Origin of the sequence: Aquimonas sp. (genome assembly GCF_044377145.1) — a bacterium.
In the GTDB taxonomy this organism is placed as follows: Bacteria; Pseudomonadota; Gammaproteobacteria; order Xanthomonadales; family Xanthomonadaceae; genus Aquimonas.
The window spans coordinates 1-7927 of record NZ_JBILJQ010000124.1 but is presented as its reverse complement, the minus strand read 5'-3'; the positions used below and the strand labels follow the sequence as shown (position 1 = coordinate 7927).

At 64.1% G+C, this 7927-nt stretch carries 3 protein-coding genes and 1 pseudogene; 1 reads left to right on the top strand and 3 read right to left on the bottom strand.

Features of this window, described 5'->3' with window-relative positions; translation table 11 throughout:
• On the bottom strand, positions 1 to 2697 hold a 2697-nt coding region (locus tag ACIQ7H_RS21165; protein ID WP_395795291.1), incomplete at its 3' end, for an amino acid adenylation domain-containing protein.
• Positions 2698 to 2711: 14 nt separating this feature from the next.
• The gene (locus ACIQ7H_RS21160) at positions 2712 to 6308 is read right to left on the bottom strand and encodes an amino acid adenylation domain-containing protein (RefSeq protein ID WP_395795293.1); all 3597 of its coding nucleotides are present in this window, start codon (positions 6306 to 6308) and stop codon (positions 2712 to 2714) included.
• A gap of 483 nt (positions 6309 to 6791) precedes the next feature.
• Here ACIQ7H_RS21160 and ACIQ7H_RS21155 point away from each other — a divergent pair, with 483 nt between their 5' ends.
• Positions 6792 to 7010 carry a hypothetical protein gene (locus tag ACIQ7H_RS21155; protein ID WP_395795295.1) on the top strand — a complete coding sequence of 73 codons (219 nt, stop codon included), beginning with the start codon at positions 6792 to 6794 and terminating at the stop codon, positions 7008 to 7010.
• Positions 7011 to 7079: 69 nt separating this feature from the next.
• Here ACIQ7H_RS21155 and ACIQ7H_RS21150 read toward each other — a convergent pair.
• Positions 7080 to 7415: pseudogene (locus ACIQ7H_RS21150) on the bottom strand (class I SAM-dependent methyltransferase); the annotation flags it as partial.
• Between the last annotated feature and the right edge of the window lie 512 nt (positions 7416 to 7927).

The following is a 7927-nucleotide window of genomic DNA, read 5'->3' as shown; positions in this document are numbered from 1 at the left end:
GTCGCCTGTCCGATACAGCCGCCCGCCGCTGTGGCCGAAACAGTCCTCGACGAAGCGCTCCGCACTCAGATCGGGCCGGTTCAGATAGCCGCGCGCCACACCGGCGCCGCCGATGTACAGCTCGCCAATCGCACCGGTCGGTACGAGTTGGCGGTCGGCGTCGACGACGTACACCTCGGTGCCGGCGATCGGCGTGCCGATCGGAACGACATCGGCCGATCGGTCGACCGCATGCAGACACGACCAGATCGTCGTTTCGGTCGGCCCATACATGTTCCACAACAGACCGCCCATGCCGCGCAAGCGTGCAGCCATCGCCGCGCCGAGCGCCTCGCCGCCGCACAACGCTTTGAACCCCGCGGCGAAGCGGCGCTCGCCAGCCGCTTCGATCAGCAACTTCCAGGTAGCGGGCGTTGCCTGCATCACCGTTGGATTGCACTGATCCAGCAGCTGCCAAAGTGCCTGTCCGTCGCGCGCGATGTCGTCGGGACAGATCACCATGCGACCACCACTGACCAGCGGCAGGAACAGCTCGAGCCCGGCGATATCGAAGCTGATCGGAGTGACCGCGAGCAGCGCGTCATCAGCGCCGAAGCCCGGCCGCTGCTGCATCGACAGCAGGAAATTGGTCAGCGCACGATGTTCGATCTGCACGCCTTTCGGCCGGCCTGTCGAACCGGACGTATACAGCACATAAGCCAGCGCATTCGGGTCGTCGCGGATCTGCGGCGCTGTCGTCGCCGCGGCGGCGAGCAGAAGGCGCTCGGCATCGCCGTCGATCATGAAGCACTTTTCGGCCGGCACATTCAGGCGTTCGGCCAGCGCGCTCGTCGTGACGACACATCCCGCTGCCGAATCATCGAGCATGTGCTCGACGCGCGCCTGCGGATAGCCGGGATCGACCGGAACATAGGCCGCGCCGGTCTTCAACACCGCCAGTAACGCAATCGGAAGTTCGAGGCTGCGCCCGATGCAGACGGCAACTCGGTTGCCGGAACCGATCCCGCGCACGCTCAACACGTGGGCAAGTCGATTGGAGTGCTGATCGAGCGCTGCGTAGCAGAGCGTCTCGTGTCGATACTGCACGGCGATGCACGCAGGCTGCTGCATCGCCATTCGTTCGACCAGGCGATGCACCGCCGGCCCGCTCGCCTCCGGCCCACCCTGGCCCAGCTGCAACAAACTGTTGAGGCGCGTACTACTCAGCAACGGCAACTCGATTGCGCGCGCCTGCGGCTGCGCGAGTGCCGCACGCAACAACGTCGAGTAGGCGTCGGCAAACGACTCGATCGTGCCGTGGTCGAACAGGTCGGTCTTGTACGCCCAGATCAGCGCGAATCCCGATGCCGACTCCACGATCCCCAACTCGAGGTCGTAACGCACGGATTGGCTGGCCTGACGCAAGCCGTCGTCGTCGCTGCCGCTACGGCGATCGGCGTGTTCGGTGTTGTTCAGTGAAAAGAGAATCTGGAACAGCGGATGGAGGCCGAGCTCGCGCGGTGGATGCAGTTCATCGACCAGCATCTCGAACGGCACGTGCTGATGCGCTTGTGCATCCAGTACGGCCTGTTTGTTGGCCGCCAACAACTCGGCAAAGCTCATCTCGCGTGCAACGCGGCTGCGCAATGGCAACGTATTGACGAACAGACCGATCAACGGCTCGAGATCGGCATGAACGCGGCTGGCGAAGGGCGTACCGACGACGACGTCGTCGCGACCCGACAGGCGCGCCAGCAGCAGCGCGAACACCGTATGCAAGAGCATGAACGGCGTAACGTCATGGCGCCGGCAGGCCGCACGCAGCCGCTCGCTCGACTCGCCGTCGATTCGCAGCTTGACGGCATCGCCGCGATAGCGTGGTGCGGCCCTCCGTGGATGATCGAGCGGAAGACCATGGACCAGCGGCAATCCGGCAAGCTGCTGACGCCAGTAACCGAGCTGCTGCTCTAGAACCTCACCATGGAGCCATTCGCGCTGCCACAGTGCGTAATCGCCGTACTGCAGCGGCAGTGCCTGCAACTTCGCGCGCGGTCGATCCGGGGCTCCATACAGCGCCAGCAGTTCGCGCAACAGCACTCCGAGCGACCAGCCGTCGGCGACGATGTGATGCAGATTCAACGTGACGATCTGATCCTCATCGGCCAGTCGGATCAGTTGCACACGCAGCAGCGGTCCGCGGCGCAGATCGAAGGGCGTCCGGGCATCATCGGCGACCAGCCGCCGCGCCTTGGTCAAGCGTTCGTCGTGATCGAAGGCACGCAATTCGAACGTCTGCAGCGGAAGATCGCTCGACGGCAACACCACCATCCGAACATCGCCGTCCGCCTCGACGAACACGGCGCGGAGCACGCTGTGGCGCTCGAGCACCGTAGCGAGCGCCGCGCGAAAGTCTTCTTCGCGAAACTGCCCTGGAATACGCACGGCGCCCGGCAGATTGTACTGACTTCCACCTTCCAGCTCTTGCACAAACCACAGCCGCTGCTGCGCGAACGACAGCGGCATTGGTCGGTTACGCCAATCATGCGCCGTGATCGGCGGCATTCGGCTGCGCTCGGCCGCGGCGATGTGGCGCCGCAGCTCTTCCTTGTGCATGACGACCAGTTCGCGCAACGCCGGGTCGCTGGTCTTTGGCAACGCGCAGACGAGCTTGCCGTCACGCAGGCTGATGGTCGCGCCCGCCGACCGCAATTGCAGCAAGATCGCTTCCGTATTCACAGTTCGATCACGTCCATGTCGTTTTGGGTGGCGGAAATCGAACTCCCGCTGTCGATAAGCCATCGACGGGTGTCAACCAGTTCTGCCTGTTCGGCGATGGTCTGCCGCTCGAACAGCTCGCGCAGGCTTATCTCGACGCCGAGTGCCCTGTTGAGATGCGAGGCCAGCGAGGTCGCGAGCAGCGAATGGCCGCCGACGTCGAAGAAGTTGTCGTGGCGTCCAATCGACGTCCGGCCAAGCACCTCGCACCAGACCGCGGCAACCGCACGCTCGGTTTCGCCACTCGGCTCGACGAAGGACGCGCGGTCGTCGACCTCGACGTCCGGAAGTGCAGCCCGATCAACCTTGCCGTTGCGCGTCAACGGCATTGCGTCGAGCATCAGGAAGGAACTCGGCACCATGTACTCCGGCAGCACGCTGCGCAGCGCGCGGCGATAGGCTTCCGGCGCCGCATCACGCTCCATCGAGCCATCTGACACAACATAGGCAACGACATAGACGCCGCGCTGCGGGTGTCGACGAGCAACGACCGCGCACTCAGCTACGCCATCACACTCACCAAGGCGGGCTTCGATCTCAACGAGTTCGACGCGATAGCCGCGGATCTTGATCTGATCGTCACGGCGCCCTACGTGACGGATCGATCCATCCGCCAGGGAACGCGCCAAGTCGCCGGTCCGGTACAGATGCTGTCCACCATCCTGCTTGAAGGGACTAACGACAAAGCGCTCGGCGTCCAGATCCGGTCGATGCAGATATCCGAGCGCATTGCAGGGACCGCCGACGTAGATCTCGCCGACGACGCCAACCGGCACCGGCTGCAAACCATGGTCGAGCAGGTAGACGTTGCAGTTCGGCAGTGGCCGGCCGATCGGCGGCAGATCGTCCCAGCTGCGATAGTCGAGCTCGCTCGAATGCGCCGTCACGACGTGGGTTTCAGTCGGTCCGTAGTGATTTACCAGCTGACAATCGGGCATCGCCGTCAGCCATTGTCGGAGCTCTGCGGTCATTCGCAGCGCCTCGCCCGCGGTCACCAGCAAGCGCAGGCTCGGCGTGCCCGTGGGATCGCGGCAGACCTCCGCGGCCAGAGCCTGCAGCACGGCAAACGGCATGAATGCGCGCTCGATTCCGTCGTCGCGCAAACGCCGCGCGAGCAGGCGAAGATCGGCACGCTCCGATTCGTCGATCAAACGCAGCTCACCGCCGGTCGACAGCGTCGTCAGAATCTCTTGCAGCGCGACGTCGAAGCCGATCGAAGTGAATTGCAACGTCTTCAACGGCTCGCGCATACGCGGGAGGTCGACCGCTTGCGCAACGAGCAGGTTCGCCAGTGCACGATGCGGCATCGCAACGCCTTTTGGCTGGCCGGTCGTACCCGAGGTGTACAGGCAATAGGCCAGATCGTTCGCCGCATTGATCGCGGCGGGCGGCGTCGCCGTCAGGGTCTCGAGCTCGCTACGCAAGCTCGAGTCGTCGAGATGGATTACCGTATCGACCCGGAAGTCGTCGACTGCCGCGGCATGGCTAGCGCGGTCGGTCAATAACACCCGAACCTCCGCCTGCTCCAACATGAAGCGCTGCCGCGCCGGCGGATAGGCAGGATCGATCGGCAGCACGGCGGCACCGGATTTCCACACCGCAAGAATTGCAATGATCAGTTCCGGCGAGCGCTGTGCTCGGATCGCGACAAGGTCGTTTCGCTGCGCACCGATTGCCTGCAGCTTGTGCGCAAGTCGGTTGGCGGCGCGCTCGAGCTCGCCGTAGCTCAGCGTCCGATCGGTCATCGACAGCGCGACGGCTTGCGGCGTCCGCGCCGCCTGCCGCTCGAATGCACGTTGGGCGATCGGCTCTGCCACGTCGACTTGCTCGCCGTGAGCGAGTTGGAGCATCCGTTGCCTTGCATCTGCATCGAGCAGCGGCAGGCTTGCCATCGACGTCTCCGGCGCGTCCACGACCGCACGCAGCAGCACCTCGAACGCCGTCGCCATCCGCTCGATCGTTGCGGCATCGAACAGCGCGATGCAGTACTCCCATTTGAGCGCCAACCCGCCAGGATGCTCGCTGACGAACAGCGACAGGTCGAACTTGGCCGTCTCGTTCGCCCGGGGTTCCGACTGCAGCTCGATGCCGTCGAGTGCGAGCCGAATGCCGTCGTTGTTCTGCAGTGCGAACAGCACCTGGAATATCGGGCTGTGGTTCAGCGAACGCGCCGGACGCAGCTCCTCGACCAGCATTTCGAACGGCACATGCTGGTGCGTGTACGCGTCGAGGATCGTTTCACGATTTCTGCGCAGCTGATCGATGAAGGCATGCTCGGGTTCGACCCGAGTCCGCAGTGCCAACGAATTGACGAAGAACCCGATCAACGGTTCGACGTCGGCGTGCGTACGTCCAGCAATCGGAGTACCGACGACAATGTCGCGCTCGTCGCTGTAGCGCGACAGCAGCACCGCGAATGCGGTCTGTAGCAACATGAACAGCGTTACGTCTTGCTGTCGGCACAGCGCCGTGATCCGCACGGCGAGATCACGATCGAGCGCGCGCTTCAGCGTCTGGCCGCGAAAGCTCTGCATCGCGCTGCGGGGGCGGTCGAGCGGCAGACTATGGACAGTCGGCACACCATGCAGCTGTCGACGCCAATAGTCGAGCTGGCCTTGCAGCACCTCGCCTTGCAGCCAGCGTCGCTGCCAGCTCGCGTAGTCGGCGTACTGCACGGGCAGCGCCGCCAAGTCACCCGGTTCGCCGCGGCGCGCCGCGTTGTACAGACTGGCGAACTCGCTCGTAAGGATCCCGAGCGACCAACCGTCCGATGCGATGTGGTGCATCGTGAGCACAAGCACATGCTCCCGCACGCCGAGCCGCAGCACCAACATTCGCATCATCGGGTCACGGCCCAGGTCGAACTCGCGGGCACACTCCTCGATGACGTAGTGACGAATCTTGTCCGGCTGTACTCCGGCGCTCCAATCATTCAGATCGATCAATCGGAACGGCAGTTTGAACGTGCGGTTGACCTGCACACGCGGCTCACCATCGACCAGCGTGAATACGCTACGCAGCACCGAGTGGCGCTCGATGATCTGCCGCAACGCGACCTGCACCGCATCAATGTCGAGTTCGCCCCGCAGTCGGAACGCCGCCGGCATGTTGTACTGCGCGCTGCCGCCCTCGAGCTGGTCGATGAACCAAAGCCGTTGCTGCGCGTAGGACACTCGCTGCAGTCCACTCGCGTCGACGCGTTCGATCGCTGGCAGCGTCAGCTCGGGAGTGCCGCTCGCGCGCCGAATCTGCATCGCCATCTGATGGATCGTCGGACACTCGAAAACAGTCCGCACCGCCAGTTCCACGCCCATCTGCGCGCGAACGGCGCTGACCAGTCGTGTCGCGATCAGCGAATGGCCTCCGATGTCGAAAAAGTTCGAGTCGACGCCGATCGCTTCGATGCCGAGCACCGTCTGCCAGATCGTCTGCAGTTGCGCTTCGAGCGCGTCGGCCGCCTCGACGTACTCTGCCGAGCTGCTGCCGAACCACTCGGGCAAGCCAGACCGATCCAGCTTGCCGTTTTCGCTCAACGGCAGCCGCTCGATCAACATGTAGGCGCTCGGCAGCATGAAGGTCGGCAGGTGCTCACCGAGATGACGCTGCAGCGTCGGCACCAACGTCGTTACGGTCGTCTTCAGCTGAGGTGCATTGGTCTCGCTGCGGCTCGGATAGACGTGCCGGGCCTGAAGCAGCGGCGTTTCCCCATCGCTGAACAGCAGATCGAGCTTGTCCGGCTCACGCTGCGACCACGTCGCCCAGACGCGAAAGCCATGCGCCGAAGCCAGCGATTCGATCTTCTGCATGCCGTGCCAGCTAGAGTCTGATGCTGGAAGATTCAATGCAGACAACTCGGTGTCGCGCGGCGCGGCGGCGATGGCCCGCTGCAGTTCGATGTCGCGAACGATGCGACCGTTGGGCATTCCCGACACGCCGAAGCACCTGTGACGCCGCGCCGCGAGCATCGTCTCGACGCTGTGTTCGTCAACCCACTCGGACCATGCGTCGACGCGCGGCGCCGTCTTTGCGCTGGACTTGTGCAGCACGACCTCGTAGCGATACTTCGCCATTTCGTTCATCGCCGTGCCGCGCTTGACGACTATATCGACCCGACCGATATCGGCGCGCTGGCGCGACAGACCGACGAAGAAGCCGGGGCTGAACATCAGCTCCTCTTCGTTCTGCGCGGCCAAGCGCGCGGTTCTGAGCACCTGCCCGACCGTCGCGTCGCTACCGGCCTGATGTGCGGCCAATGACGTCGTGAACGCGTCGAGCAGGTCGAGGTGCCGCACGTCCCCGATCACGACCCGCCCACCCGGCTGCAGGCAGATCATCAGCTTGTCGAGTACGCTGAGGAAATAGCTCTTGCTCGGAAAGTACTGGGCGACCGAGTTGACCACGATCGTATCGATCTCACGGTCGGCGAATCGGTCGATCGCAAGCGCATCGCACCGCGCCAGCTCAACGTGCCGCCATCCGAGCCGCCGGCACTCGGCTGCAATACTGTCGAGCCCGACGGCCGAGATATCGGTCGCGAACACCTGCTCGCAGCTGTCGGCGTAACGGAACAACAACAGGCCGGTGCCGCAGCCGATTTCGAGCAGCCGACGTGGGCGCTGCTGCACGATTGTCGCTACTGCGCCATCAATCCATTCGCGCATCTCGTCGACCGCGATCGGCTGCTGGTCGTAACTGCTGATCCAGCCGGCGATGTCGAGTTGGGCATCGACCGTTTCGCTAGCCTGTCCGGCATACGAACGATCGAACACCTCGCGCCATTCGTCCACCCTGCCCTCGTCCTGGTGAGTTTCGGCGGCAGCGAGCAGATCGGCACTTGGCACCACGTAGGCGACCAGACGCTGTTCGTCGCCGGCGCCTTGAATCGCGACCGCGGCATCGCGGACATCGGCGTGTTCGGCGAGCCGACTCTCGATCTCCCCGAGCTCGATCCGAAACCCACGCAGCTTGACCTGATGATCGATTCGCCCGAGGTAGTCCAGCGTGCCGTCAGCCTGCCAGCGGACCAGATCGCCGGTGCGATACAGCCGCGTGCCGACCGCCGTCTGCTCCCCGTCGATGAACTTCTCCGCCGTCAGCTCGAATTTGTTGTGATACCCGCGCGCCAAGCCGACACCGCCGATGTGCAGTTCGCCCGGCGCACCGATCGGCTGCA

Bases quoted from the DNA above. Each gene is read 5' to 3' on its own strand.
- ACIQ7H_RS21160 (WP_395795293.1), bottom strand. From the start codon at position 6,308: ATGTTGATCGAGCGGCTGCCGTTGAGCGAAAACGGCAAGCTGGATCGG.